This is a genomic window from Eubacterium sp. AF36-5BH, from assembly GCF_003460505.1.
GTDB lineage: Bacteria > Bacillota > Clostridia > Lachnospirales > Lachnospiraceae > Eubacterium_G.
The window spans coordinates 225,400-251,263 of record NZ_QTVG01000007.1 but is presented as its reverse complement, the minus strand read 5'-3'; the positions used below and the strand labels follow the sequence as shown (position 1 = coordinate 251,263).

At 30.3% G+C, this 25,864-nt stretch carries 24 protein-coding genes and 1 tRNA gene; 17 read left to right on the top strand and 8 right to left on the bottom strand.

All coding sequences use genetic code 11. The annotated features are described in order from the left end of the window. Positions 1-8: 8 nt before the first annotated feature. The 5 genes from gyrB to dnaA all read right to left on the bottom strand — a co-directional run bounded on the left by gyrB (position 9) and on the right by dnaA (position 6,107). The gene (gyrB, locus tag DW006_RS09320; RefSeq protein WP_118000030.1) at positions 9-1,943 is read right to left on the bottom strand and encodes a DNA topoisomerase (ATP-hydrolyzing) subunit B; all 1,935 of its coding nucleotides are present in this window, start codon (positions 1,941-1,943) and stop codon (positions 9-11) included. Positions 1,944-1,959: 16 nt separating this feature from the next. Then, positions 1,960-3,048 (bottom strand): DNA replication/repair protein RecF, encoded by a 1,089-nt coding sequence (recF, locus tag DW006_RS09315; RefSeq protein ID WP_118000029.1) that lies wholly within the window; start codon positions 3,046-3,048, stop codon positions 1,960-1,962. Beyond that, complete coding sequence (locus DW006_RS09310; RefSeq protein ID WP_022164588.1) at positions 3,048-3,260, bottom strand: RNA-binding S4 domain-containing protein; 213 nt, start codon at positions 3,258-3,260, stop codon at positions 3,048-3,050. The genes recF and DW006_RS09310 overlap by 1 nt, the downstream gene beginning before the upstream one ends. A 62-nt stretch (positions 3,261-3,322) precedes the next feature. Further along, positions 3,323-4,423: a DNA polymerase III subunit beta gene (gene dnaN / locus DW006_RS09305; RefSeq protein WP_118000028.1), complete on the bottom strand. Its 1,101-nt coding sequence runs from the start codon at positions 4,421-4,423 to the stop codon at positions 3,323-3,325. A gap of 271 nt (positions 4,424-4,694) precedes the next feature. Beyond that, positions 4,695-6,107, bottom strand: a complete 1,413-nt coding sequence (gene dnaA, locus DW006_RS09300; RefSeq protein WP_022164590.1) for a chromosomal replication initiator protein DnaA — start codon at positions 6,105-6,107, stop codon at positions 4,695-4,697. A 483-nt stretch (positions 6,108-6,590) separates the two neighbouring features. On the opposite strand from dnaA, the gene rpmH reads away from it, so the two are divergent. The 14 genes from rpmH to DW006_RS09230 all read left to right on the top strand — a co-directional run bounded on the left by rpmH (position 6,591) and on the right by DW006_RS09230 (position 19,467). Beyond that, positions 6,591-6,725, top strand: a complete 135-nt coding sequence (rpmH, locus tag DW006_RS09295; RefSeq protein ID WP_021953614.1) for a 50S ribosomal protein L34 — start codon at positions 6,591-6,593, stop codon at positions 6,723-6,725. A gap of 57 nt (positions 6,726-6,782) precedes the next feature. Next, positions 6,783-7,130: a ribonuclease P protein component gene (gene rnpA, locus DW006_RS09290; RefSeq protein WP_118000041.1), complete on the top strand. Its 348-nt coding sequence runs from the start codon at positions 6,783-6,785 to the stop codon at positions 7,128-7,130. Between the two features lie 131 nt (positions 7,131-7,261). After that, a complete protein-coding gene (gene yidD, locus DW006_RS09285) occupies positions 7,262-7,516 on the top strand; it encodes a membrane protein insertion efficiency factor YidD (RefSeq protein WP_022164592.1) in 255 nt (84 codons plus the stop codon). Positions 7,517-7,527: 11 nt separating this feature from the next. After that, positions 7,528-8,772 carry a YidC/Oxa1 family membrane protein insertase gene (locus tag DW006_RS09280; protein ID WP_118000027.1) on the top strand — a complete coding sequence of 415 codons (1,245 nt, stop codon included), beginning with the start codon at positions 7,528-7,530 and terminating at the stop codon, positions 8,770-8,772. 11 nt (positions 8,773-8,783) lie between these two features. Next, positions 8,784-9,428 (top strand): RNA-binding cell elongation regulator Jag/EloR, encoded by a 645-nt coding sequence (jag, locus tag DW006_RS09275; RefSeq protein WP_022164594.1) that lies wholly within the window; start codon positions 8,784-8,786, stop codon positions 9,426-9,428. Between the two features lie 284 nt (positions 9,429-9,712). Further along, positions 9,713-11,092, top strand: coding sequence for a tRNA uridine-5-carboxymethylaminomethyl(34) synthesis GTPase MnmE (mnmE, locus tag DW006_RS09270; protein ID WP_118000026.1), 1,380 nt, complete (start codon positions 9,713-9,715; stop codon positions 11,090-11,092). 28 nt (positions 11,093-11,120) lie between these two features. Further along, positions 11,121-13,001, top strand: a complete 1,881-nt coding sequence (gene mnmG, locus DW006_RS09265; protein ID WP_243002606.1) for a tRNA uridine-5-carboxymethylaminomethyl(34) synthesis enzyme MnmG — start codon at positions 11,121-11,123, stop codon at positions 12,999-13,001. 309 nt (positions 13,002-13,310) lie between these two features. Next, on the top strand, positions 13,311-14,030 hold the full coding sequence (rsmG, locus tag DW006_RS09260; RefSeq protein WP_118000024.1) for a 16S rRNA (guanine(527)-N(7))-methyltransferase RsmG: 720 nt from the start codon (positions 13,311-13,313) through the stop codon (positions 14,028-14,030). Positions 14,031-14,040: 10 nt separating this feature from the next. Further along, positions 14,041-14,568, top strand: coding sequence for a hypothetical protein (locus DW006_RS09255; RefSeq protein ID WP_118000023.1), 528 nt, complete (start codon positions 14,041-14,043; stop codon positions 14,566-14,568). Between the two features lie 744 nt (positions 14,569-15,312). Further along, complete coding sequence (locus tag DW006_RS09250) at positions 15,313-16,074, top strand: AAA family ATPase (RefSeq protein WP_118000022.1); 762 nt, start codon at positions 15,313-15,315, stop codon at positions 16,072-16,074. Positions 16,075-16,318: 244 nt separating this feature from the next. Further along, positions 16,319-17,260 (top strand): ParB/RepB/Spo0J family partition protein, encoded by a 942-nt coding sequence (locus DW006_RS09245; RefSeq protein ID WP_118000021.1) that lies wholly within the window; start codon positions 16,319-16,321, stop codon positions 17,258-17,260. A gap of 137 nt (positions 17,261-17,397) precedes the next feature. After that, entirely contained in the window at positions 17,398-17,868 is a 471-nt protein-coding gene (locus tag DW006_RS09240) for a DUF4446 family protein (protein WP_118000020.1), read from the top strand. Positions 17,869-18,178: 310 nt separating this feature from the next. Beyond that, entirely contained in the window at positions 18,179-18,640 is a 462-nt protein-coding gene (locus tag DW006_RS09235; RefSeq protein WP_118000019.1) for a LytTR family DNA-binding domain-containing protein, read from the top strand. Next, positions 18,637-19,467 (top strand): LiaF domain-containing protein, encoded by an 831-nt coding sequence (locus tag DW006_RS09230; protein ID WP_118000018.1) that lies wholly within the window; start codon positions 18,637-18,639, stop codon positions 19,465-19,467. The genes DW006_RS09235 and DW006_RS09230 overlap by 4 nt, the downstream gene beginning before the upstream one ends. Before the next feature lie 234 nt (positions 19,468-19,701). On the opposite strand, the gene DW006_RS09225 is transcribed toward DW006_RS09230, so the two are convergent. After that, positions 19,702-20,439: a phosphotransferase gene (locus tag DW006_RS09225; protein ID WP_118000017.1), complete on the bottom strand. Its 738-nt coding sequence runs from the start codon at positions 20,437-20,439 to the stop codon at positions 19,702-19,704. Between the two features lie 183 nt (positions 20,440-20,622). Between DW006_RS09225 and serS the strand changes: the two genes are divergently transcribed. The 3 genes from serS (at position 20,623) to DW006_RS09210 (ending at position 23,338) form a co-directional block, all read left to right on the top strand. Next, on the top strand, positions 20,623-21,906 hold the full coding sequence (gene serS / locus DW006_RS09220) for a serine--tRNA ligase (protein WP_118000016.1): 1,284 nt from the start codon (positions 20,623-20,625) through the stop codon (positions 21,904-21,906). Positions 21,907-22,033: 127 nt separating this feature from the next. After that, positions 22,034-22,107: transfer RNA gene (locus tag DW006_RS09215), tRNA-Arg, on the top strand. A gap of 220 nt (positions 22,108-22,327) precedes the next feature. Further along, entirely contained in the window at positions 22,328-23,338 is a 1,011-nt protein-coding gene (locus tag DW006_RS09210; RefSeq protein WP_022165196.1) for a 3'-5' exonuclease, read from the top strand. 192 nt (positions 23,339-23,530) lie between these two features. On the opposite strand, the gene DW006_RS09205 is transcribed toward DW006_RS09210, so the two are convergent. Beyond that, on the bottom strand, positions 23,531-24,286 hold the full coding sequence (locus tag DW006_RS09205) for a tyrosine-type recombinase/integrase (RefSeq protein ID WP_022165197.1): 756 nt from the start codon (positions 24,284-24,286) through the stop codon (positions 23,531-23,533). Between the two features lie 19 nt (positions 24,287-24,305). After that, entirely contained in the window at positions 24,306-25,703 is a 1,398-nt protein-coding gene (locus DW006_RS09200; RefSeq protein WP_118000015.1) for a D-alanyl-D-alanine carboxypeptidase family protein, read from the bottom strand. Positions 25,704-25,864 lie beyond the last annotated feature (161 nt).

The following is a 25,864-nucleotide window of genomic DNA, read 5'->3' as shown; positions in this document are numbered from 1 at the left end:
TGTTCCTCCTATATATCTAAGTTTTGAACAAACTTTGCGTTTGCCTGAATAAATTCTCTTCTTGGTTCAACATCATCGCCCATAAGAGTTGTAAATGTTAAATCCATTTCTGTTAATGTATCTTCGTTTATTTTTACCTGTTTTAAAATTCTTGTTTCAGGATTCATTGTTGTATCCCAAAGCTGTGATGCATCCATTTCTCCCAAACCTTTGTAACGCTGAATCTTGTTCTGATTGTCACGTCCAATTTCTGTAAGAATCTTATCAAGTTCTGCATCACTGTATGCATAATAATTTTTCTTATTTCTTGTTACCTGATAAAGTGGTGGCATTGCTAAATATACATGGCCATCCTTAATAAGTTCAGGCATAAATCTATAAAAGAATGTAAGCATAAGTGTATCAATATGAGCACCGTCAACATCGGCATCAGTCATAATGATAATCTTGTCATAACGTAATTTGCTAATGTCAAATTCATCATAAATTCCTGTACCAAATGCTGTAATCATTGAACGGATTTCTTCGTTCTGCATAATTCTGTCTAATCTTGCTTTTTCTACATTTAAGATTTTTCCTCGAAGAGGTAATATAGCCTGAGTTGCTCTAACTCTTGCCTTTTTGGCTGAGCCACCGGCAGAATCTCCCTCTACTATAAAGATTTCACATTTTTTTGGATCCTTATCTGAGCAGTCAGATAATTTTCCAGGAAGTGCTGCTACATCTAAAACTGTTTTTCTACGTGTAGTTTCTCTTGCCTGTCTTGCTGCTTCTCTGGCACGCTGTGCAAGTACAGCTTTTTCGCAAATTATTTTTGCCACACCAGGATTCTGTTCAAGAAAGTATGTAAGCTGTTCGCTTACAACACTATCAACGGCAGTTCTGGCTTCACTGTTTCCTAATTTCTGTTTTGTCTGACCTTCAAACTGAGGATCTTCGATTTTTACACTAATGATTGAAGTTAAGCCTTCTCTGAAATCTTCACCTGAAAGATTATCTTCTTTTTCTTTCAAAATCTTATTTTGACGGGCATAGTTATTTAATGTTTTTGTTAAAGCTCTCTTAAAACCTTCAACCTGCATACCACCTTCCGGTGTGTTAATGTTGTTTACAAAGCTGAAAGAATTTTCGTTATATGCATCATTGTGCTGCATTGCCACTTCAACATAAACATTGTTTACTGTGCCTTCACAATATATTACATCTTCATACAAAGGAGTCTTGCCCTTGTTTAAGTAAGTTACAAACTCCTTAATACCACCTTCATAGTGGAATGTTTTTTCAATTGGCTCCTCAGGTCTTACATCTCTTAAAATAATCTTAAGGTTCTTTGTAAGGAACGCAGTTTCTCTTAATCTTGTTTCTAACACGCTATAATCGTAAACTGTGTCTTCGAAAATTGTTTTATCTGGTAAGAACTTTACCTCTGTTCCTGTAAATTCAGGATCGCAATCTCCAATTATTTCAAGTCCACCTAATGCATGACCTCTTTGATATTTTTGGTGATGAATCTTTCCATCACGACATACTTTTACTTCAAGCCATTCTGATAAGGCATTTACTACTGACGCACCTACACCATGAAGTCCACCGGAAACCTTATATCCGCCTCCACCAAACTTTCCTCCGGCATGGAGCACTGTAAATACCAACTCTATTCCTGATTTTCCTGTTTTTGTATTAATACCTGTAGGAATTCCACGGCCGTCATCTTTTACTGTAATTGAATTATCTTCATTTATCTGCACATCAATTGTATCGCAGTATCCGGCTAAAGCTTCATCTACTGCATTATCAACAATTTCATAAACCAAATGATGAAGACCTCTTAAAGATGTTGAACCAATATACATTCCCGGCCTTTTTCTAACTGCTTCAAGTCCTTCTAAAACCTGAATCTGATCTGCTCCATACTCATTTTCTACATTTGTGTTGTTACCCATTAGTAACTCCTTTCAGTTAAACTGTCTTTTCTTCTACTTTTCCTTCTGTTACCTGGAAAACCTTATTTATTTTAAATCTGTTTTCTATAAATTCATCTAACCCGGTACATGTAATAATAGTTTGAATATCATCAATGCTGTTAAGTAAATGATTTTGTCTCTCTGAATCAAGTTCCGACAAAACATCATCAAGTAACAATACCGGTGTATCATTTATTAGATTCTTTACTAACTCTAATTCTGCTAACTTTAGAGATAAAGCAATTGTTCTTTGCTGTCCCTGACTTCCATAAATTCTGATATTCTTGTCGTCATTAAAAAATAACAAATCATCTTTATGTGGACCAATGGATGTTGACTTATACTTAATATCTCTGTCTCTGTTTTCTTCAAGTTGCCTTAATAAATCTTCTGCCTCACAATTTTTGTTATAAACAATATTAATATCTTCCAATCCACCTGTAAGTTGTTTGTGTATTGGTTTAATTATCTCGTTTATTTTTTCTATAAAGTTGGTTCTTCTTTCAATAATTTTTGAACCATACTGTGCTAATTGTCCATCCCAAACATCAAGTGTCTGCTTTAGTTCTGGTTTAAAATAAATATCTTTTAATAATTTATTTCTTTGAGCAATAATTTTGTTATAGTTGGTTAAATTATAAACATATATTTTGTCTAACTGGCACAATTCCATATCTACGAACTTTCTTCTCTCCGATGGACCTTTCTTGATAATTTCCAAATCCTCTGGAGAAAAAATAACAACATTAAAAAGCCCAAAAAGTTCACTTGCCTTTTTTATTGGTATTCCATTTATGGCAATACCCTTTGTTTTATTCTTGCGCAAATGAATATCTATTCTCTGTTCCCTGTTGTTCTTTTCCAAATATAACTTAATGTGTGCCTCACCTGAATCTAAGTTAATTAATTCAGCGTCCCTATTAGTTCTATGAGACTTTGTAGTGCTGCAAACATATATTGATTCTAATATATTTGTTTTTCCCTGGGCATTGTTGCCATATAAAATATTTGTTTTTTCATCTAAATCAAGTTTCAATAATTTGTAATTTCTAAAATTACTTAATTCTACTTTTTTTACAATCATTACTTAACTAAAACCACAGTTCCTTCAAATTCAAATGTATCTCCAGGGTAAAGTTTCTTACCTCTTCTTGTATCAACTTCACCGTTCACTTTTACCTGTCCATCCTGAATTAAGAATTTTGCATCCACACCAGAACCAACAATGCCTGCTAATTTCATAGCCTGGCCTAATTTTATAAAATCATCTTTTATAGTAATACTCAAATCTTCCATTTTTATCCAAATTATTCAGTGCTGAATAATATTCCTTTCTTGTCTTAGTCTGATTGTGACTTTTACTGAACTACAGGAAGAACAATGTAAATATAGCTTCCCTCTTCATCTTTAATAAAACATGGAGCTTTAGGGTTAGTAAAGAACATGCTTACTTCTTCCTGATCTAAAACTTTCAAAATATCAATAAGGAACTTAGGGTTAAAGCTTATTAATAAATCGTCTCCATCCTTTGTAATTGGAATACTTTCATCCATTGAACCTATAAATGTATTAATAGTTAATTCCATTTCTGTATCTTTCATTGATAAGAATACAGGTTTCTTGTCTCCTTCTTTTATCAAAAGAGTTGCTCTGTCTATACAATCAGCCATTTCTTTCTTGTTAATTGTAATTCTTGTTTTGTAATCATTGCTAATCATCTTGTCTGTATCAAAGAAGTTAGTTGATTCAATTAATCTTGAAACTACAATAGTGTCATCGAATTCAAAAAGAATATGATTTGAAGTAAAGTAAATATTTACATCATCATCTACTCCACCATTTAAAATTTTACTGATTTCATTAAGTGATTTACCTGGAACTAATACTTTGTAATTTCCATAGTTTTCTTTTAGTTCAATATTTCTAATTGCAATACGGAATTTATCTAAAGCTACAACTTTAAGCTTACTTCCGTTTACTTCAAATAATTCACCTGTAAGTAATTTATTTTTTTCAGCATCATTAATTGCGAAACTTGTTTGTCTGATAATTTCCTTTAATGAAAACTGTGAAATAGTAATCTTGTCTTTCTTTTCAATAACAGGTAGATATGAGAAATCTTCTGCTGACTTTATGAGAATGTTAAACTTAGCATTTTCACATGTAATATTAGCAGTACTTTCATCCTTTACTTCTATAGTTACATCATTGTCCGGAAGCTTTCTTACGATTTCTGAAAAAATCTTTGCATCAATAGCAATGCTTCCTGCTTCAGCAATTTCACCTTGTACTGTAGTCTCAATACCAAGTTCCATATCATTAGCAGTAAATTTAATAATACCTTCAGTGGCATCAATAAGGATACATTCTAATATAGACATTGTAGTTTTTGATGAAACAGCTTTCATTACAATGTTAATACCAGTTATCAAATCTGATTTTTTACAAATTAACTTCATGGGTAAATCTCCTTCAAATTTCGTATAAATATATAAATATTAAGATAATAATAATAATAAGGCACGTTAATATGTTAAAAAAACGTTTTAACGCCCTATTTATGGGAAGTTCCTAAAATAATAACATGTTAATAACTCAAATTTAATTAACAACTTCTTAAAAATTATAATCAAAAAGCTATAATAAAAAAATCTGAAATTTCAAGTTATTAATGTACTATTAACGTAGTTATTAACCTAAAATCGGCACTAATTAACAAAGTTACTAACATTAATTAGGATTAATCTTCTTTTTAAGAACTTCAATAGTTGCTTTAATGGAAGGATCTGTTTCCATAGCCTTCTTTATTTCATTATAACCATAGCTAACAGTGGCATGGTTTTTCTTTCTTAGATATTTTGCAATAGTTTCCAGCTTCTCGTCAGTGTAAACTCTGCATAAATACATGCAAACCTGCCTTGGAAAAGCAACATCGCTGCTTCTTTTCTTAGAACAAATGTCAGCTGCTGAAATCTGGTAATGTTCAGCTACTGTATTAATTATTGATTGACAGGTTATTTTTTCTTCAGTAGTGTCTACTTTTAATGTTTCCATTGCAAATTCTTTTGTAATAGGAACACGATTAACTTTTGAAAAAGCTATTACATTATTAAGAGAGCCTTCAAGTTCCCTTACATTGGATACAAAATTAGTAGCAATGTAATCTAAAGCTTCTAATAAATTAGCATTATCTACATCTTCTTTGTCATCAGTAACCTTAATTCCTTTAGAAAGGGCATGCTTCTTTAAGATAGCCATACGTGTTTCATAGTCAGGACTGTGTATATCTACAGTAAGTCCCTGCTGGAAACGAGTTGTAAGTCTATCTGCAATATCTTCTATTTCATTAGGTTTTCTGTCTGATGTAAAAACAATCTGTTTATGTTTTAAGAATAATTCATTGAAAATGTTGAATAATTCTTCCTGTGTTCTATCTTTTCCTGATATAAATTGAATATCATCAATTAATAAAACATCAACGTTTCGATATTTCTTTCTAAATTGAATAATTTCGTCCTGGTCTTTCTTTTGTTTACCAAGCAAATCAACAATTTCATTAGTAAAAGATTCTGTTGTAGTATACAAAACCTTAGAATTAGGATTTGACTTAAGTACATAGTTACCAATTGACTGCATAAGGTGTGTCTTACCTAAACCAACCCCTCCAAATATAAATAATGGATTGTGGGCTTCACCCGGTGAGTCTGCAACGGCAAGTGAAGTTGCCTGTGCAATGGCGTTGTTACCTACTACGAAAGAATCAAAAGTGTATTTCTTGTCCAGGTTAGCTTCTAAAATTCTTCTTTCAAGAATTAAGTCTTCTGAATTGGCTGCGTTTTCTTCGTCGCTTTCGTCAGAAGAGTCTTCTAAAGAAGCATCTCCAGGTAATAAAATCTGTAAATCTGTGTTTTCACCTAAAAAATGGGCAAGGGAAAGTTTAAGAAAATCAAAATATTTCTTCTTAATATATTGTAGTCCACTGCTACCACTATTTCCTGTGAAAACAAGTTTGACTAATCCGTCCTTATAATATTGTACATTTAAGGGTAAAATGAACGTTTCAAAAGTAATATCCTGGATGTCGTATTCTTTTTTTAAATAATCCAATATTTCAGGCCATTTTTCCTTTAAATTATCTAACATATTGTCCTCCTCAAAGTATAAAAAGGCCCAAAAGCCCATATATAAAAATATAATACATCAAAAAGGGCAAATTTTCAATATTACAAAAAAGAAATAAACATATATATTATAATAGGAAGAAAGTAAAAATCTTAAAAAGTTACAAAAATCATAAGAAAACAGCAAAATAACAAAAATTTTTTTTCGACAAATAATGACAATAACTTTTTTACAGTTATTAACATTTGAGATAATAAAATAGAAAAAATACCCAAAAAAAGGCTAAAACAGCAAAAGTTATTAACATGTTATTAACATTTAGTTGATAACTTTTGATAATTACTCCATTTTTCATCATAGTGTGTTAAAGGACATAAAAAAATTAATTTAAAACACTTGAAATTATATGGAAATTGTGGTTTAATCAGTAAATGACTGCGATTATTTTTATTATGGTAATTGTAATGATGTTTTACTATAGAACAGAAAAGGAGGTGCCGTATTATGAAAATGACATTTCAGCCAAAGAAAAGACAGAGATCAAAAGTTCATGGATTCAGAAAGAGAATGAGCACTGCAGGCGGAAGAAAAGTTCTTGCTAGCAGAAGAGCAAAAGGAAGAAAGAAATTATCAGCTTAGGTCACAGATAATGTGACCTTTCTTTATATGCAATTGAGAGGTTGGTGAAATATGAAAATGAAAGATTATACTTCATTAAAAAAGAATATCGATTTTCAAAAGGTATATAAGGAAGGAAAATCAAAAGCTAACAAATATTTAGTAATGTATGTTTTACCAAATGATTTAGGCATTAACAGATTAGGTATATCCGTTAGTAAAAAAGTAGGAAATAGTGTAGTAAGACATCACCTAACCCGCTTAATCAGGGAAAGCTATAGACTAAATAGTAATATGTTCAATAGTAGTTTGGACATAGTCGTAGTAGTGAGAACCACTGCTAGGGACGAAAATTATCATTCATTAGAAAGTGCTTTAATGCACTTAGGAAAGATTCAGAACATCTTGCAGAAAAATACAAACTAAAGAAAGTGTTATTTAGTATAAAGTGAAGTATTATTTAATATTGGACGTAATTAGTTTGGCAGGATGAAGTTCGTAACTAAATGGAAAATAAAGTGCTAATGACTTAGTGAGTAAATATTAGGAATAATGTTATGGATAAGGTTAAGAAAATTTTTAAGAAGATAGGAAAATTTATTAATTTAATTCTTATTGGAATGGTTAGAATTTATAGGAAGTATATTTCACCTATGAAAAGAATGCCATCTTGCAGATACATTCCTACATGTTCTCAGTATGCAATAGAAGCTTTACAAAAATATGGACCCTTAAAAGGATCATATCTTGCAATAAGAAGGATATTGAGATGCAATCATTTCCATAAAGGAGGATACGATCCAGTTCCTTAAAGGAGGATTAAATGGATAATTTGATTATCGCCACTCAGACTGGTGGTATTTTAAAACCATTTGCATGGATTTTAGGAAAAATTCTTGAAGTTTTATATGATGGTTTTGCTTTTTTTGGTATTTATAATATTGGTCTTTTAATTATTGTATTTACTTTTGTAGTTAGAATGCTTATGTTACCAATGACAATTAAGCAGCAGAAATTTACAAAAATGAATTCTGTTATGACACCTGAAATTCAGGCAATTCAGAAAAAGTACAAGGATAAGAAAGATCAACAGTCACAGTTAGCAATGCAGGAAGAAATGAAGGCTGTTTATGATAAATATGGAACATCACCAACAGGTAGTTGTTTACAGCTTATTATTCAGATGCCTATTCTTTTCGCATTATACAGAGTAATTATGAATATACCTGCGTATGTTCAGCCTATTAAAGAATTATATGCTTCTGTAATCACAAGTTTAAATGCATCACAGATGAGCCAGTTCTTTGGTATTAACACAGCAGGTTCAAAGTTAAAAGCTTCACAGATTACACAGTGTATTGATGCTTTAACAGGATATTCATCAAGAACTAAAGGTGCTATTAATTTGGCAAAGGGTGTTGATGCAAGCAATGTTTTATCAGCTTCATCAAACACAAGTGCTGTGGACAAGATTAACAGTCTTAACAGTTTCTTTGGTTTAAACCTTGGCATATCACCAAGTGCAATGTTTAAGGCAGGAACAGTAACATTAATCGTTGCTTTAATTATTCCTATTCTTGCCGGTATATTCCAGTTATTAAGTGTACAGCTTTCACAGAAAATCAATGGTGTTGCAAGTACACAGGATAATCCAATGGCAGGCTCTATGAAGGCAATGAATATTATGATGCCATTATTCTCAGTATATATGTGCTGGATTTTATCAGCAGGTATCGGTTTATACTGGATGGCAGGTTCGTTGATTATGATGCTTCAACAGGTAATCATTAATCTGTATCTGGGTAAGATGGATGTAAATGATATTATAGAAGCAAATAGGGAAAAGGCAGCTGAAAAAGCAGAAAAGAGAAAAGCAAAGCAGGGAATTTACAGAGAACAGGTTTTACAGGCTTCAAAAACAAATACAAGAAGCGTTCAAAGTAGTTCAAACATGACTGCAGCTGAAAAAGAAGAAAAAATCAGAAAATCAAAAGAAAATGCAAAGGCCGGTTCATTGGCTGCAAAAGCTAATATGGTCAGTGATTATAATAAGAAACACAGCAAATAGAGGTAATAAAGATGGAATATGTAGAATATAAAGGAAAAAACGTTGACGAAGCAATTACTAATGCATGCGTCGCTCTAGGTATTGCAGCTGATAAACTTGATTACGATGTTGTAGAAAAAGGTTCAAACGGTTTTTTAGGATTTGGTAGTAAACCTGCTATTATTAAAGCTAGAAAAAATGAATCAGTAGAAGACATTGTAACTGAATTTTTAAACAAAGTTTTCAGTGCAATGGAACTTACAGTTAAGTTAGACATTAAAGTTGAAGAAGGTGAAAAGGAAAACACAATCAACATTAATGTAATTGGTGATGATATGGGAATTCTCATTGGTAAGAGAGGACAAACACTTGATTCATTACAGTATCTTGTAAGCCTTGTAGTAAACAAGGAAAGCGATAAGTTTAACAGAGTTAAGCTTGATACTGAAAACTATAGAGAAAGAAGAAAAGCAACACTTGAAAATCTTGCTAGAAATATTTCTTTAAAAGTTAAGAGAATTAAGAAACCTGTAGCATTAGAGCCAATGAATCCTTATGAAAGAAGAATTATTCATTCAGCTTTACAAAATGATAAGTTCTGTACTACAAAGTCAGAGGGCGAAGAACCTTACAGACACGTAGTAGTAATGCTTAAGAAGAGAAACAATAACAGATAATTTGTTTTAAATAACCTGTTAGGTTAAGTTGGGATATACCTGATTAAACCTGACAGGTTTTTTTATGTAATAAGAAATTCCTTCAGAATTTCTTATTACATAAAAAACGTTCCACTATGGATGCACCCTGCGTAAATGGAAAAATGTTGCTAAATAGGCACGCGCTGGTTGCGTAGAATGTTGCAAGGGACATTCTTTTTACCCTTTTTATAATAATGAGAATGTGGTATACTCTTATATTAGGTAATTATGCAATTATAAATAATATTAATTTAAGGTGATTTATGAAGATTACAGATACAATTGCGGCTATCTCAACATCAACAGGTAATTCGGGTATTGGAATTATTCGTGTTAGCGGAGACGAAGCCATTGAAATAGTTGATAAAATTTTTAAGTCAAATAAAGAAGGAAAGAGATTAATTAATGTTAAATCTCATACAGTTAATTACGGAAATATTGTAGATGGGGAAAAGGTTCTTGATCAGGTTTTAGTTCTTGTAATGAAAAATCCACATTCATATACAGGTGAAGATACAGTAGAAATTGACTGTCATGGTGGTATGTTGATTTTGAAAAAAGTTTTGGATTTAGTAATTAAGAATGGTGCTAAGTCAGCTGCACCAGGTGAATTTACTAAAAGAGCTTTCTTGAATGGCAGATTAGATTTGTCTCAGGCTGAGGCTGTTATGGATTTAATCAATTCTCAAAATGATTTTGCGTTAAACAGTTCCATTGAACAGTTAAAGGGTGGAGTTTCTGAAAAAATTAAAGAAATTAGAAGTGATGTGATTTACCATATTGCTTTTATTGAGTCAGCATTAGATGATCCGGAACATATTAGTCTTGATGGATACGATAATGAAATTTCTGAAATGATTAATAAGAATATAAGCAAGATAAAGAAAATGATAGATACTTTTGACAATGGTAGAATAATGAAGGAAGGTATAAAAACTGTTATTTTAGGTAAGCCAAATGCAGGAAAGTCTTCACTTCTTAACCGAATGTTAGGAGAAGAACGTGCCATTGTAACGGATATTGAGGGAACAACAAGAGATACCTTAGAAGAAAATATTAACTTAAATGGTTTGTCTTTGAAAATTATTGATACTGCAGGTATTAGAAATACTGATGATAAAGTTGAGCAGATTGGTGTAAATAAGGCTAAAGAGATTGCCGAAGGTGCAGACCTTATTATTTATGTAGTTGACGGTTCAAAAGACATAGATGAAAATGACAAGGAAATATTAGAAATTATAAAAAATAAAAAAGTTATTGTTTTATTAAATAAGACTGATATTGATCGCGTTGTGGACATAGAACAATTAAATGAAATACCTAAAGAGGATATTATTGAATTTTCAGCAAAAGCTGGTTTGGGAATGGATGAACTTGAAGAAAAAATAAAAGATATGTTTTATTCAGGTGAGATTACTTTTAATGACCAGGTTTACATTACAAATGCAAGACACAAAGAAGCATTAGAAAATTCTTACAATAGTTTGCTGAATGTCAAAGAGTCTGTTGATGCAGGCATGCCGGAAGATTTTTATACAATAGATTTGATGGATGCTTACGAACAACTGGGACTTATAATTGGAGAAAGCGTAGAAGATGATTTAGTAAATGAAATTTTCTCAAAATTCTGTATGGGAAAATAATAAATTTAGTGAAGAGAAGAGAGAAGAAATGTTAAAGATTGAAAAAAATTATGATGTAGTAATAATTGGTGCAGGACATGCAGGTTGTGAAGCTGCTTTGGCATCAGCTAGACTTGGACTTGATACTATAGTTTTTACGGTAAGTGTAGACAGTATCGCACTTATGCCATGTAATCCTAATATTGGTGGAACATCTAAAGGACATTTAGTTAGAGAAATAGATGCTTTAGGTGGAGAAATGGGTAAAAATATTGATAAAAGTTTTATTCAATCTAAAATGCTTAACAAGTCAAAAGGACCGGCTGTGCATTCACTTAGAGCACAGGCTGATAAACAGAATTATACTAGAGAAATGAGACACACTCTGGAAAATACAGATAATTTAACTATTAAACAGGGAGAAGTTTCAGAATTAATAGTTGAAGATGGTGTTATTAAGGGCGTTAAAACTGTATCAGGTGCAACTTATTATGCAAAAGCAGTAGTTTTAGCTACAGGTGTATACTTGAAATCAAAGTGTATTTACGGTGATGTTTGTGAATATACTGGTCCTAACGGACTTATGGCAGCAAATCATTTATCAGATTCTTTAGTTGCTAACGGAATTAAGATGAGAAGATTCAAAACAGGTACACCTGCCAGAGTAGATAAACGTTCAATTGATTTTTCAAAAATGGAAGAACAGTTTGGAGATGAAAGAATTGTTCCATTTTCGTTTTCAACAGATCCGGAAAGTATTCAAAAAGAACAGGTTTCATGTTGGTTGACTTATACAAATGAAAAAACACATGAAATTATAAGAGATAACATTGACAGATCACCTTTATTTTCAGGTATGATTGAGGGAACAGGTCCAAGATACTGCCCTTCAATTGAAGATAAGGTTGTTAAGTTTGCTGATAAAAACAGACATCAGGTGTTTATTGAGCCTGAAGGACTTTATACAAATGAAATGTATTTAGGTGGTATGTCATCATCACTTCCTGAAGATGTTCAGGACGCAATGTATCACACAGTACCAGGACTTGAAAATGCCAAAATAGTTAGAAATGCGTATGCAATAGAATATGATTGTATTGATTATGGTCAGTTGCTTCCAAATTTGGAGTTCAAAACAATAAAAGGTTTGTTTAGTGCAGGTCAGTTTAATGGAAGTTCAGGCTATGAGGAAGCTGCAGCTCAGGGTATTGTTGCCGGAATTAATGCTGCAAGATTTGTTCAGGGAAAAGAAGGCATTGTTATTGACAGATCACAAGGTTATATTGGTGTGTTAATTGATGATTTGGTAACTAAAGAAAGCCATGAACCTTATAGAATGATGACTTCAAGAGCTGAATACAGATTACTACTTAGACAAGATAATGCTGATTTAAGATTATCTAAGTTAGGATATGAAATAGGTCTTGTTCCAAAGGAACGTTATGATTATATTTGCAGAAAAGAAGAGTTAATAGAAGAAGAAATTAACAGACTTGAAAATTATAAAATTGGAGCAGCAAAAGAAAATCAGGATATCTTGGCAGATTTAGGTAGTTCATCATTAAAAACAGCAACTACATTAGCTGAATTAATAAGAAGACCGGAGCTTGACTATGAAAAGATTGCTCCATTAGATAAGGAAAGACCTGAATTGTCATATGATGTAAAAGAACAGGTTAATATAAATATTAAGTATAATGGATATATCAAAAGACAAAAGAAACAGGTTAAAAACTTTAAAAAGCTTGAAAACAAAAAAATTCCTGAAAACTTTGACTACACAAAGGTAAATAGTTTAAGAAAAGAAGCTGTACAGAAGCTGGAATTCTATAAACCATTAAGTATTGGTCAGGCTTCACGTATTTCAGGGGTTTCTCCTGCAGATATTTCAGTGTTGTTAATTCATATGGAACAACATAAAAGTAAGTAATTGTTTTTTATAGAGTAATAAGTTAATATAGTGATTGATAAATGTATTTAAATAATATTATTTAAATACATTTATTTATGTAAAGAGTTATCGAAAGTTAATTAGAATATATTAATAAGTAATTGGATAATTAGATGAATATGTAAATGAGTAAATGTATGAGTAAGTATATGAGTGTGTATATGATTATATAAATGAGTGTATGAATACAGTAATATATGAACATATATAATATTTGGAAATATATAATATGTAATTTAATTTAATTTAATGTATTTATTTGGATGCAATAAAAATTTAGGAGATTATATGAACGGCAAAGAATTGTTAATTGATGGAATAGAAAAGATTGGATTAGAAATAAGTGTAGAACAAGCTAACCAGTTTATGAAATACTATGAAATGCTAATAGAAACTAATAAGGTTATGAATCTTACAGCAATTACAGAATTAGATGAAGTAATAATAAAGCATTTCATTGATAGTTTATTAGTTGCAAAGAAAATTAATGTAAATAATTTTGATTCACTAATAGATGTAGGAACCGGTGCAGGTTTTCCAGGTATTCCAATTAAGATTATGTTTCCTGAAATTAGAGTGGTGTTATTGGATTCATTAAATAAAAGATTAAAGTTTTTAAATAATGTAATTGATGAATTAGGCTTAAAAAATATAACAACTGTTCATGGGAGAGCTGAAGATATTGCACATATGGATGAATATAGAGAAAAATTTAGCTTATGTGTGTCAAGAGCCGTAGCTAATTTATCAACTTTATCTGAATATTGTATTCCATTTATAAATGAGAGTGGAATATTTATAAGTTACAAGTCTGAATTCAGTGAAGAAGAAACTGATAATGCAAAAAAGGCTATAAAAGTTCTTGGTGGAAAGATTGAAGACACTTATATTGAAGAATTACCACATTCTGATATTAATAGGAGTTTTGTTGTAATAAAAAAAGAGCGTTCTACATCTAATAAATACCCAAGAAAAGCAGGTGTACCATCAAAGAAACCAATAAGATAAGGAGAAAATAGTGACAAAAGATTATCTGTTTAATAGAAAAAGCAAATTACAAGAAAAATTAAAGATATATGAAGATAAATTAAATGATAATATGTATTCAATTGTTGAGTCTAAAAATAAAATAGACCATTTAGAATCAATGGTTGATGAAGCTTCTGAAATCTTTTCCGTACGAGGAAGAGGTGATAGTGGTTTAAATAATCAGGAAATTAACCAGTTAGAAGTACATATATCATCATATTTAACTGAAAATGATTGTTTAAAAGATAAAATTAGCAAATTATCCAATGAAATCAGTATAATTGATACCTGTTTAGAAGAAATATCGAATGTTTCACGTGAAACATTTGATATAAAAGAAACTAAATTATATGAAAGGAAAGAAAATAATACTGTTAAAAGTAGTATACATACTAATCTGAATATAGACAATAATAAAATTATTGATAATTTGGCAGAAAGTTTAAATCTTATAGAAATTGATAAATATAAAGCCAAAGATAAAATACGGGAAGTAATAAATATGTTAGAAAAATAAGATGTTTCACGTGAAACATCTTATTTTTATGTCAAATGAAGCTGTTTATAAGTAGTATAACATTAAAATATTATATAATAGGTGTAAGCTAATATAAAATAATAGTTTTAAACTTTACTCCGGGGTAAGATTCAGAATAAAAATAATGAATATGTAATATTTAGTGCAATGTGGATAAGAAACTTCCTTTTCGCACTATAATAGATATTTAAATTATCTTCTAAATCATATAAATAACATACATATAAAAAAAAATAAGTATATATTGTAAAAAATATAGAAATACTATCAAATCATCTATAAATAACTATTTATTATTAAAAAACTGCAAATATTGAATGTTTCACGTGAAACATTCAATATCTATGTATAAATACAAAATCAATTATATAGATATTGTTAAATTTAATGTGAATCAATAAAATATAAAAAATGTAAGAGATGTATATACAAATATAATAATATAAATATAAATAGATAAATAAATAAATATAAATACATATAAATATATACAGATATCTAATATATATAAGTGGATTAGATACGAGAAAATATAAAAAAATGTTTCACGTGAAACATTTTGGAAAAAATACAGTTAAAAATATATAATAGATGCCAAAAGGAACTAATTAATCTTACAAATATATAGAAAAGCGTATATTATTGTGGTAAAATAGCTAAATGGGGAAATTTGACTTAAAAATAAGAAAGAAAGGCATTAGTTATACTAATGATAGATAGAGAATGGGTAAAATTATTGCAATTGCAAATCAAAAAGGTGGTGTAGGCAAAACAACTACAGCAATTAATCTATCTTCTTGTTTAGCAGAGAATGGAAAAAAAGTATTATTAGTTGATATAGATCCGCAGGGAAACGCAACAAGTGGAGTTGGAATAGTAAAACAGAATCTTGAAAATACAATATATGAGTTATTTTTGGGAGAATGCACTATTTCTGAGTGCTTAACACAAAGTGTAGTGGAAAACTTAAACGTTTTACCTTCAAATGTTAATTTATCAGGGGCAGAAATTGATTTGATAGGCGTTGATGGAAGAGAATTTATATTAAAAGAAACTTTAGAGATGGTGAGAGATCTTTATGAATATATAATTATTGACTGTCCTCCATCTTTAAATATTTTAACTGTTAATGCCATGGCGGCAGCTGATTCAGTTATAGTTCCAATTCAGTGCGAATATTATGCATTAGAGGGATTGTCTCAATTAATACATACTATTAATCTGATTCAAGAGAGATTAAACGAGAATCTCGAAATAGATGGTATTGTATTCACAATGTTTGATAAAAGAACTAATTTATCAACAGAAGTTATTGAAAATGTTAAAGAAAACATACAAATTAAGATTTATGATACTGTAATACCAAGAAATGTTAGATTAGCAGAAGCACCAAGCTATGGATTACCAATTCATATGTATGATGGTAAATCGGCTGGAGCTATTGCTTATAACAATCTGGCATTGGAAGTTATAGCAGAAGAATAATTTATCAGTTTTTATTATATTATATTATATTACATTATTATTTCGTATTATAGTATAGAAGTTTTTATAAAAAGAAGGTTGAAAAATTATCAAAATATGATCATAAATATAGAAATTATATGGTAAAATGTTAATAAAATATATGTACATATATAAAATTACAGGTAAATGTTCGTTTGTTTATCTATTTATTTATAGTTACAAAGATAATGTACATATATAAACGACATGAAAAGGAGTTTATATGGCAGCAAAAAGAAAAGGATTAGGGAAAGGTATAAATAACTTAATTCCTGAAACTGATGTTATAAGGTCTACGCCTAAAAAGAAAACAGAGAAGAAGGAAGTTGTCAAAGAGGTTGTAAAGGAAGTAATTAAAGAAGTAAAAGTTCCGGTTTCTGGAGATACAATGATGAAAATATCAGACATAGAACCTAATAGAGAACAGCCAAGAAAGAATTTTGACAAGGAAGCTTTACAGGAATTAGCTGATTCTATTAAACAATTTGGAATTATTCAGCCAATTGTTGTACAGAAGAAAGATGATTATTATGAAATTATAGCAGGAGAACGCAGATGGAGAGCCGCAAAGCTTGCAAAATTAAAGGAAGTTCCTGTTATTATAAAAGAATATTCAGATAGAGAAGTAATGGAAATTGCTTTAATAGAAAATATTCAACGAAAGGATTTAAATCCTATTGAAGAAGCTTTAGCTTATAAGAGTTTAATTGATGAATATAGTTTAAAACAGGAAGAACTTGCAAATAGAGTGTCAAAGTCAAGAACTGCAATTGCGAATTCTATGAGATTGTTAAAATTAACAGATAGTGTTCAAAATATGCTGATTAATGACGAAATTTCAATGGGACATGCGAGAGCTTTGTTGACTTTAGATCAGGAAGATTTACAAATTGAAGCAGCAAAGACTATTGTTAGCAAGGGATTAAGTGTACGTGATACTGAAAAATTAGTAAAGTCAATTCTTAATCCAAAGCAGGTTAAACTTCCAATTCCATCAGCAGAAGCAGCTATATACGATGCTATAGCTAATAAGTTAAGAGAAAAAATGGGCACAAAAGTTTCAATTAATCACAAGAAAAATGGTAAAGGAAAAATTGAAATTGAATACTATTCACAGGAAGAATTAGAAAGATTACTTGAAATGTTTGATGATATTAAAGAGTAATTATTATCAAAAAAAATAAGATAGATAGTAAGAAGAATTAATCCAAATGGAAATAAGATATCGAATGATACTTCGTATTAATAAAATAAAATAGTATCAGATATTAATCAAAAATAACAAAACAAAAGGAGTAGAAAATGAAAGATTATATTTATTTAGGAATAATAGCGGTAATGTTTGTAGTATTTTTAATTCTACATATTAAGCAAAACAACAGAATTACAAAACTTATGAACAGATATGAAAAGTTCATGAAAGGTAAGAATGCTGAAAATTTATCAGCAGCAATTGAAGAAAACTTCCAGCAGATGGATAAACTTCAGCAGGCATACACATCTAATGAAGAAAAAATGGATAAAACATTGCATAATTTAACATCAACATTCCATAAATTAGGAATTGTAAAGTATGATGCTTTTAAGGAAATGGGTGGAAATTTAAGTTTTGCTCTCTGCATGCTTGATGACTCAAACACAGGATTTATCTTAAATACAATGCATGGTAGAGACAGTAGTTATACTTATATTAAGGAAATTACTAAAGGTGAATCATATGCTACACTAGGCGAAGAAGAAAAAGAAGCTTTGGAAAAAGCAATGAATAGTTAATTTGAAAATTAAAATTAATGGTAATGAAATAAGACAATTGTGTTTTAATAATTTAATTCGTTGTATATTAAATGAAAAATAATATATAAGTAAAATTATATTGAATCAAAATTAATATATAAGTAAAATTACATTGAATCAAAATCTTACAAAAACCAAAAGTTACTACAAACAAAGTAACGATTTGGAATTTGTAAGATTTTTTTTACCACTTAGCGCTATAATTTTACCACTTACAGAAAATATATTTACTAATTAAGAATAAAGCAATAAAATAAATGCATGTTTAATAAATTTTAAGAGGGAGCCAATGAAAATTACGGTAGATTTAGACGAAAACTACATAGAAAATGAAGTTGTTATAAAATGTTCGAAAATTAATGAAGAAATAATTGAATTACAAAAAGTAATATCGACATACAAAAGCAAAAATGTAAAGATAAAACTGTATAAAGTAAATGTTGTATATTACGAATTTTTGGAGAATATTATATTTTTTGAAACGGAAGGTGATGTGGTAAAAGCTCACACAAGAGATGAAATTTTTATGACGAAAAATAGATTATATGAATTGGAACAGATTTTACCATACTATTTTTGCAGAATATCAAAGTCTGCTATAGTTAATGTAAAAGAAATTTATTCTATTTCAAAAAACATAACAGCTTCTTCAAAAATAGAATTTAAAGATACTTATAAACATGTTTTCGTATCAAGAGGTTATTTTAAACCGTTAAAAAATAAAATTGAAGAGATAAGGAGTGTAATATGAAAAAAAAATCAGAAAATATAATTGTTGGTGTCTTAATAATTGCTACAGCAATTTTATGGATGTTAAATGAATTAGGGGTTATGAGAAATATAAATTTAGGTCATATTGTATTTACAGCATTGTGGGGAGCTTGGTTGATTAAAGGACTTATTCAAAGAAAAAGTTTTGTTGTATTTATGTCACTAGCTTTTTTGGCAATTGTTTGGGACAAAGAACTTGGAATTGAAGCAATCACACCATGGCCGATAATTGGAGCAGCTATTCTTTTAACAATTGGTTTCTCATTTATTTTCGAAAAAAACGGCAGAAAAGAATGGGAAGAAAATCAATTTAGAAAACATCATAATTTTGATAATAACTACAAAAAAATGTCTACTGAAAATAGAACAGAGTGGGAAAATGATAATAATAAAGAGCAATGGAAAAATAATAGTACTACAGAGAAAAATACAACATATGGAACAGCACAACCAAATAGAAGTTATGAAGATGGGGAGCATGTATATCATATAAATCGTTTTTCTGGAACTGAAAAATATATTGATTCTCAAAATTTGAAAAGTGTTGAAATTATTAATAAGGTAGGAGGTATGGAAGTTTATTTAGATAAAGCTAAAGCGGCAGGAGATAAAGTTTATATGAGAATTGAATGTTATGCAGGGGGAATTGAAATTTATATTCCAAGAAATTGGAAACTTGAAAATCATGTAGACTGTATAATGGGTGCTGTAGAAGAACCTGGTAATATTGATTCAGCAGGAAATGATGTTATCTTAGAAATTAGTGGAAAGATAATAGCCGGAGGAATTGAGATTATCAGAGTATAAATATAAGATTATAAATTAATTAAAGTAATGATACATAGTTTAATATTAAAAAAGTAATAATATAGAGTTGAAGAATAACTAGAAAGAAAAGACCTGGAGATTAAATCTTCGGGTCTTTTAATATTGAATAATTTAAATATTTATTTTATATAAATTAATTAGATGTAATCTTATAAATAATTAGCATATTACAATAATTAGAAATATAATTAATGTATATTTAAAAGAGTTATTTTAATATTCTATAATAGAAATTAAGCTATTTAACAAATCTTCTTCTCCTGGATTCTTCTTGCCAAGTCTTGCTGCTGCTACAATTGGAATCCAGTTATGAACATACTTTGAACTTGTGTTAGTTGCATCGCAGAATTTTGTTAAATATAAATCAGCGTATTCTGGCATGTTCGTCTTCATCCAAATATAAGTGCGGGCTACGTCGGCACTGGCACTGCCCTGGGCTGCATGATTCCAATCTAAAATGTAATCACCATTATCAGATAACAAAATATTATGTGGTGTAAAATTACCATGAACAAGTTTCTTGTGTTTTGGACATGTGTTAAGCATATCTAAAAGATCAATTTTCATTCCTTCATCTAAATCTGATAAATTAATGTAATCAGTAAGCTTGTCCTTTTGAATTGGAAGTTTAGGACATTTAAATTTATGAATAGAAGTATGAACTTCAACCATTTTGTCTAAATATTTATCAACATTGTCAGGATCATTTTTTATTAAAGAAAATAAAGTGTCCCCTTTAATGGAATCTGATTTAAAACACCAGTGGTTGTCGTTAAAAGTTACTTCTTTAATAGAAGGAACTTTGACACCTGCGGCTTCAACTTCGGTTGTAATAAATGATTCTAAAAAAACTAATCTTTTGTCATAGTTTTCGTTGAAAACCTTATATGTATCAATTCCATTAGTGTATATTTTATTGTTGCGTCTTGTGTTAATTATTTCAAAATTCATAAGTAAACCTCTTAGATATATATTTACATTCCAAATTAGTATATCACAATTAAAAAATCTTGGCTACAATCCTTGAAAAAATAAGGCTATACCTTGCAAAAATACTATGATAGGGGTATAATCGAAATACCGTTTTAATAATAAAAAAGCGCGAAAAAACATAGAAAATAGGTGGTAATAAATATGTTAGATATTAAATTTGTCAGAGAAAATCCGGAAATTGTTAAACAGAATATTAAAAACAAATTTCAGGATAAGAAACTTCCATTAGTTGATGAAGTTATAGAATTAGATGATCAGAATCGTAAGATCAAAAAAGAAGTTGAATCACTTCGTGCTGAAAAGAATAGTTTATCAAAGAAGATTGGTGGACTTATGAAGGAAGGCAAGAAGGAAGAAGCTGAAGAAATTAAGGCAAAAGTTGCTGCCGGAAATGATAAGATTGATGAACTTACAGCAGAAGAAAAGAGAACAGCAGAAGAAATTAAGAAGAGAATGATGGTTATTCCAAATATTATTGATCCATCAGTTCCTATTGGAAAAGATGATAGCGAAAATGTTGAGCTTGAAAGATTTGGTGAACCTGTTGTTCCTGATTTTGAAGTTCCATATCATACAGAAATTATGGAAAAATTCAATGGCATAGATTTAGAAGCTGCACGAAATGTTGCAGGAAATGGTTTCTACTATCTTATGGGAGATATTGCAAGACTTCATTCAGCAGTTCTTTCATATGCTAGAGATTTTATGATTGATAGAGGTTTCACATACTGTGTACCACCTTTTATGATTAGAAGTAACGTAGTAACAGGTGTTATGAGTTTTGATGAAATGGATCAGATGATGTACAAGATTGAAGGTGAAGACCTTTACTTAATCGGTACAAGCGAACATTCAATGATTGGTAAGTTTATTGGAACACATACAAATGAAGAAAATCTTCCATACACACTTACAAGTTATTCACCATGTTTCCGTAAAGAAAAAGGAGCTCATGGTATTGAAGAAAGAGGAGTTTACAGAATTCATCAGTTTGAAAAACAGGAAATGATTGTTATTTGTAAACCTGAAGACAGTATGATGTGGTATGACAAGCTTTGGAAGAATACAGTAGATTTATTCAGAAGCATGGATATTCCTGTTAGAACATTAGAATGTTGTTCAGGTGATTTAGCAGATCTTAAAGTTAAGTCAGTTGACGTTGAAGCATGGTCACCAAGACAGAAGAAATATTTTGAAGTGGGTAGCTGCTCTAACTTAGGAGATGCTCAGGCAAGAAGACTTGGAATTAGAGTTAAGGGTAAAGATGGAAACTACTTTGCTCATACACTTAACAACACAGTTGTTGCTCCACCACGTATGCTTATTGCATTCTTAGAAAATAACCTTAATGCTGATGGAAGCGTAAACATACCTGAAGTTTTAAGACCATACATGGGTGGAAAAGAAAAAATCGAAGTAAAATAATTAAGTTATTAACATATTTTCTATACAATTTATATTTATGATAATAAAATATGTAATACCTAATAAAATGTTAATATGATATATTAGTTACGGCGAAGATGTTTCTTTGCCGTAATTGATTATAAATGTCTCAGTACCTCAGTAGGATAGAGGGTTCGCCTCCTAAGCGAAACGTCGCAGGTTCGATTCCTGTCTGGGACGGGTTAAAGCAGCTACTATGTAGCTGCTTTTTAATATAATAGTAAATTTCATATAAATTTACTATTATATTAAAACGTTCCACTAGGGATGCATACTTGTAAAACATACTATTAAATGGTATTATAAAGCTTGAGGCTTTAGTATATTGAAGTAACGTACATTTAGAAATATAAGTAATGTATACTTATAAATATGCTAATAATATAAATGGAGAAAAAATATGGAATATATTGTAATGGATTTGGAATGGAACCAAAATCCTTACGGAAAAAGTCATCAACATTCAGATTTACCATTTGAAATTATAGAAATTGGCGCGGTAAAAGTAAGTGGTGATAGGAAAGAGATAATAGATTCTTATCAACAGGTAATTAAGCCAAGAGTATATAAGAAACTTCATCATAAGATTGAGGAGATTACTCATTTCACTAATGAGGAATTAAGTCATGGTAAGGATTTCAAAAGAACCGTTTTGGATTTTTTGGACTGGTGTGGTGATGATTACATGTTTTGTACATGGGGCTCCATGGACTTAACAGAACTCCAAAGAAATATGAAGCATTATAAGTTAGAGAGAATTTTAGATTTTCCGTTATTTTACGTGGATTTGCAGAAAATGTTTAGTCTACGATATGATGATGGACACATGAAAAGAACTTTGACAAGCGCAGTTGAATATTTGGAAATTCCGGAGGACGGAGAGTTCCACAGAGCATTAAGTGATGCTTATTATACCGCAAAAGTATTACAAAAAATGGACTATGAAAAGTATAAGGGAAGATTATCAATTGATACTTTTTATTCTCCAAGAATCAAAGAGGAAGAAATCTTTGTAAGATTTGATGAGTATACTAAGTTAGTAACAAGAGAATTCTTGGACAAAGACGAAATGTTCAAAGAAGAAGAAATCAGTTCAATGTTATGTAATAAGTGCGATAAACCACTTGAAGTTATTATCGACTGGTTTTCTGATAGCGGTAGAACATACTATTGTTTAGGAAAATGTCCTGAGCATGGTTATGTTAGGGGAAAGATTAGAGTAAAAAAATTAGAAGAAGACAGTTTCTTTGCTATTAAGATTATGAAATCTACTGATGATGAAGGTGCTAATTCAATACATGAAAAACAGGAATCAATTAGGGAAAAGAGACGAGAGAGAAGACAGAGGTCTCTGGATAAAGAAATAGTCGTTGAAGAAATATGGGATGAAAACGAAGAAGACGACGATTAAAAAAAGAGCAGTAAATCAATTATGATTAACTGCTCTTTTTTTATGTAATAAGAAATTCCTTCAGAATTTCTTATTACATAAAAAACGTTCCACTATGGATGCGCACTCCCGCGAATGGAAAAATGTTGCTAAAGCAACACGCGCTCGGCACATAGAATGTCCCAAGCGACATTCTTATATAATATAAATTCCTTAGAATGGATTTTCTGATTCTCTTGTTTCTTTGTAATTAGTAATAAGTGCATCTAATTCATCAAGAAGACATTCAACTGTTCCGTAGAATGCATCGTTGTTTGCAGGGTTGTCAAAATCTTCTTTAATAGATGTAAGAGTATCAATTATATCTGTAAGTCTCTTTTTACCACTTCCGTTAAGATATAACATATATCTGCTACGTGCATTTTCCTGTGGTGTCATTTTCTTTAAAACAACTTCCATATTTGGCTTTTCACCAATAAATCTATATGTAATAGATGGTGAAGCGTGATTAAATAAATGCTGAAGATGATAAATGTCTCCTGTTTTCTTATAATAGTTCCAAGCGAATGTCTTACGCATTGTCTGGGCACCAATTGAGCTAAGTCCAATTTTGTGACCGGCTGCACGAAGCACTCTGTATGCCTGTTCACGACAAACAGGACGATTCTGTGTCTTGTGACCTAAAATAAGATAAGCGTCAGGATCCTTTCCTTCTGTATAGTCTGTAATAATTTTTTGTAATTCTTCAGGAACTGTAAATGTGTTTTCAATATTCTTTGCTCCAATTTTTACAGTGATTTCAGATTTACCTCTAACATCTTTGTTCTTAAATGTAAGAATATCCTGAAGTTGAAGACCTGTACCGATACCAAGTTCAAACATAATATAATATTTGTAATCAATATCTTTTAGAACCTTCTTAAAATTTTCTAGTGTTTCATAGTCCTTAATAGGTGCAACCCAATTCATATAAATACCTCCTAAAATATTAATGCCTATAACGTCTTTTCATATCTCGAATTTTATTTAATTTTCTTTGATGTGCTTTAATAGCAATGATAGCCGCAGCAACTATTGCAATAAATAAAACAATTAAAATAATTGGAAGAAAATTAAATGATGTTTTCTTTGAATTATTTGTAGTTGTTTTACTATTATTGGTTTTTTCAAGAGCCTTAGTAGTTGTACTAACAGCATTTGTTACTATGTTATTAGTTGAAGTAGTTTCCTCAGCTTTAGTCTCATCATTGTCTTTAGACTGTATATAGTTAATATTTGCAGTTCCAAGAACCATATCCCCATATTTATAGGTAATTGTTGCAAATGAACCATCAGTTAAATTGAAAGATACATTAGTGTCTAAATCGCTAAATGAAATTCCTTTTGGAATTAGAATTGATGCATTCTTGTCTACTGTAATATTTGAAATTGTATCAGAAAAAGGTGATATAAAATCATTAGAAGTGTCGAAGTTAAATCGACTATCATTTTCGGATACATTTTCGTAGTTAAAATTATCAAAACCGTAATCAAGTAATTTCTTTGTATCGTCGAAAACCTGATCACCGTTAGATTTCATCACAACGGATATAAGTGAAACATTTCCACGTTTTGCATAAGTCACAAGTGTTTTTCCAGCCTGGTCTGTGTAACCGGTCTTGCCACCAATTACATCTGCGTCATAATATGGACTGGTTGTAAAAAGCATCTTATGTCTCTGATATGACTGGAAAGGTTCAGTTCTCTTATTATTTGCAGGAATTGTATACTCAGTTGTATGAATTACATCCAAAAAAACAGGGTACTGTATGGCAGCTTTCATAATCATTGCCATATCATAAGCTGTTACATAATGGTTATCATCATGTAAACCATTTGGGTTTGCAAAATGAGTATCTGTAGCACCTGCCTGTTTTGCACGTTCATTCATTAGCTTGGCAAAAGCCTCTGAACTTCCTGCAATATGTTCTGCTAAGGCTGTAGCTGTTTCGTTGGCTGAGGAAAGCATTAATGCGTATAAACAATCCTTAACACTCATTTTCTCACCAACCTGACACTGAATGTTAGAATCCTCAGCAGTAAGACTGTCTAAATTCTTCTTTGAGTAAACTACAGTGTCATTCATTTTGCAATTCTCTATTGCAAGTAAAGCAGTCATAATCTTTGTAATACTTGCAGGATACATTTTCTTATGTGGATCCTTTTCGTAAATAATTGTACCTGTTGTTGGTTCAATTAGAATTGCTGATTCTCCAATAATAGATGGAGCTTTTGGTAAACTTTTCTTAGTAGCGGCAGACACATCTGTTTGCCAGCCACCAAACGCCTGCCCCACAAAAGTAACAAGCATAAAAACTGATAATATATATGATAAAAATTTCTTCATTTAAATCCTCTTTAATTCTTTTTATATGTCTCATATTATTTTACTAGGAACATGTAAAAAAATCAACAGTAATCCCCCTGGTAAAATAGTGAAAAAAGTATGAAAAATGTGTGGTTAACTTAATTAAGAAAAGATTAAAAAAACAAAAAAGATTAGAATGC